General features: G+C 74.1%; 4 protein-coding genes. All 4 read left to right on the top strand.

Features of this window, described 5'->3' with window-relative positions; translation table 11 throughout:
• Positions 1-530, top strand: a 530-nt coding sequence (gene rimM, locus HGA02_RS14455; protein WP_168679671.1) for a ribosome maturation factor RimM, incomplete at its 5' end; no start/stop codon positions are given.
• Between the two features lies 1 nt (position 531).
• The gene (gene trmD / locus HGA02_RS14460) at positions 532-1,347 is read left to right on the top strand and encodes a tRNA (guanosine(37)-N1)-methyltransferase TrmD (RefSeq protein ID WP_168679673.1); all 816 of its coding nucleotides are present in this window, start codon (positions 532-534) and stop codon (positions 1,345-1,347) included.
• Between the two features lie 218 nt (positions 1,348-1,565).
• Complete coding sequence (gene rplS / locus HGA02_RS14465; protein WP_168679676.1) at positions 1,566-1,928, top strand: 50S ribosomal protein L19; 363 nt, start codon at positions 1,566-1,568, stop codon at positions 1,926-1,928.
• Positions 1,929-2,214: 286 nt separating this feature from the next.
• Positions 2,215-2,988: a signal peptidase I gene (gene lepB, locus HGA02_RS14470; RefSeq protein ID WP_343035489.1), complete on the top strand. Its 774-nt coding sequence runs from the start codon at positions 2,215-2,217 to the stop codon at positions 2,986-2,988.
• Positions 2,989-3,137: the final 149 nt, after the last annotated feature.

Genomic DNA, 3,137 nt, shown 5'->3' on the forward strand with positions numbered 1-3,137 from the left:
CGCTCGACCTGCGCACCGACGCGCCCGAGGACCGGCTCGCGGCGGGCACGGTGCTCGCGACGGAGCCGGCGTCGGCGGGGCCGCTCACGGTCGTCCGCACGCGCGTGCAGCAGGGCCGCTGGTACGTGACGTTCGCGGAGGCGGGCGACCGCACGGCCGCCGAGGCGCTGACCGGGGTGACGCTCGTCGTCGACGCGGACGACTCCGACGACGACGAGGACGCCTGGTACCCGCACGAGCTCGCCGGCCTGCGCGCGGAGCACGTCGACGGCCGGGTCCTCGGTGAGGTCGTCGGGCTCGAGCACGCGCCGGCTCACGACGTCCTGGTGGTCCGGGAGACCGACGGCGCCCGCACGCTCGTGCCGTTCGTCCGGGCGATCGTCCCGGTGGTCGACGTCGCCGGCGGGCGCGTCGTGCTCGACCCGCCGGGCGGGCTGCTCGCGTCGGACGCCGCCAACCTCGTGGTGTCGGACGAGACGCGGGGCGACGGCGCCGCAGGCGCGCGCGACGGCGCGGACGACGAGGCCTGACGTGCGCGTCGACGTCGTCACGATCTTCCCGGACTACCTCGCGCCGCTCGACCTCTCGCTCGTCGGCAAGGCGCGCACCGTCGGGCTCCTGGACCTGCGTGTGCACGACCTGCGCGACTGGACGTCGGACCGGCACCGCACCGTCGACGACACCCCGTTCGGCGGTGGTGCGGGGATGGTGATGCGGCCCGACGTGTGGGGGAGGGCGCTCGACGACCTGCTCGACGAGGGCTCGCACCTGCTGCTGCCGACCCCGTCGGGCGCGCGCTTCACGCAGCGGACCGCGGAGCGGCTCGCGACCGAGACGCACCTCGTCGTCGCGTGCGGCCGGTACGAGGGCATCGACGCGCGCGTGGCCGAGCACTACGCGACCCGCTCCGGGGTGACGGTCAGCGAGTTCTCCCTGGGCGACTACGTGCTCAACGGCGGGGAGGTCGCGGCGCTCGTGCTCGTCGAGGCCGTCGCGCGGCTGCTCCCGGGCGTCGTGGGGAACCCGGAGTCGCTCGTCGAGGAGTCGCACGGCGCGGCCGGGCTGCTCGAGTACCCCGTGTACACGAAGCCGCCGACCTGGGCCGACCTCGACGTGCCGGACGTGCTGCTGTCCGGGCACCACGGCCGTATCGCACGCTGGCGGCGGGACCAGGCGCTCGTCCGCACGGCGGCGCGGCGTCCCGACCTGCTCGACGCGCTCGCCCCGGACCAGCTCGACGCGCACGACCGCGCGACGCTCGACGCGGCGGGGTGGCCGGCCGGCGCCGCGGAGCCGCAGGTGGCGACGCCTGCTGAGCCGGACGGTCCGGTGACCGCCGGCGCCTGACGCGATTTCCGCGGGCAGGCGCCCCTGTGGCAGACTTGTCGGCTGGTGCGCGCAGGTCGCGTCTCTGCCACAGGGGAGACGGCCCACGGCCCACCGGGAACCGCCGATCGCTCGGCCCCGGACGCACCGGAACCAGACCATCGCAGGCGCCCGCCCCTCGCGGCCGGGGCGCCCACGAGAACGTTCCTGACCTGTGGCAGGGCGGGGAAGCGGCACACATGCACACGCTCGACCAGCTCGACGCAGCCTCGCTGCGCAACGACGTCCCGGACTTCCGCCCCGGTGACACCGTCAAGGTCAACGTCAAGGTCGTCGAGGGCAACCGCTCGCGCGTCCAGGCGTTCCAGGGTGTCGTCATCGCCCGCCAGGGCGCCGGCGTCCGTGAGACGTTCACGGTCCGCAAGATCAGCTTCCAGGTCGGCGTCGAGCGCACCTTCCCGGTGCACTCCCCGTCGCTCGAGTCGGTCGAGGTCGTCACCCGCGGTGACGTCCGTCGCGCGAAGCTGTACTACCTGCGTGGCCTGCGCGGCAAGAAGGCCAAGATCAAGGAGAAGCGCGAGAGCGTGCCGTCGAAGGGCTGAGCCCGCTCGACGCTCCACGACGGGCGGTCACCCTCCGGGGTGGCCGCCCGTCGGTGTCTCCGCACGCTCGCCGGACCGTCTCCGCCCGCGCTCGCGCGCGCGTCCCCGCGCCCGCCGCGGGCCTCGGCACCGACCCCTCACAGCCGGGTCACAGGAGCCCCGTGACCGTGTCGTGGTCAGGTACACGAACGGCCCTGCGGCGTGCGAGAGTGTGCGGGTGATCGACCGTCCCGCCGAGGGAGTCCACGAGCAGCCCCGGCGCACCCCCTGGCCGCGGGAGGGCCTCGTGCCCCCGCCCACCGACGACCACGCGCAGGGCGACGACGCCCCCGACGACCGGCGCTCGCGCCGGAACCGGCACGTCGCGAAGCGGCAGCGCAACGGCGCGCTGTCGATGCTCCGCGAGACCGTCATCATCCTCGTCAGCGCCCTCGCGCTGTCGCTCGTCGTCAAGACGTTCCTCATCCAGGCGTTCTTCATCCCGAGCCCCTCGATGCACGACACGCTCATCGAGGACGACCGGATCCTCGTCAGCAAGCTGACCCCGGGCCCGTTCGACCTGCGGCGCGGCGACATCGTCGTGTTCAAGGACCCGGGCGGCTGGCTCAACGGCGCCGAGGAGGTCGCGCCGACGGGCGTCAACAAGGTCGTGCGGGACGTCCTCACGTTCATCGGGCTGTACCCCCAGGACGCGGGTGAGCACCTGGTCAAGCGCGTGATCGGGCTGCCCGGCGACCACGTGGTGTGCGACGACGCGTGCGTCGCGGGCGGGCCGTTGACGGTGAACGGCGTCGCGATCGACGAGCCGTACGTCGCGCCCGGCGCGATCCCGAGCGACGTGCCGTTCGACGTCACCGTCGCACCGGAGTCGTTGTGGGTGATGGGCGACAACCGCCAGCGCTCGCTCGACTCGCGGTTCAACATGGCGAAGCCCGGCGGCGGTGCGGTGCCGATCAAGAACGTCGTGGGCGTCGCGTTCGTCACCGTGTGGCCGCTCGACCGCGCCGGGCTGCTGCGCAACCCGTCGGCGACGTTCGAGGACGTCCCGGACCCGTCGTGACCGCCGACCTCGTCACCGCCGCGCCTCGTGCCGCGAGGGGCGTGAAGCCGCGCAGCGGACCGCACCTGCGGCACGAGCGCGTGCTGCTGCGGGAGGGCGCGCGGCTCGTCGCGGGCATGGACGAGGTCGGCAGATCGGAAGAGCGTCGT

Origin of the sequence: Cellulomonas septica (assembly GCF_012396155.1) — a bacterium.
In the GTDB taxonomy this organism is placed as follows: domain Bacteria; phylum Actinomycetota; class Actinomycetes; order Actinomycetales; family Cellulomonadaceae; genus Cellulomonas; species Cellulomonas septica.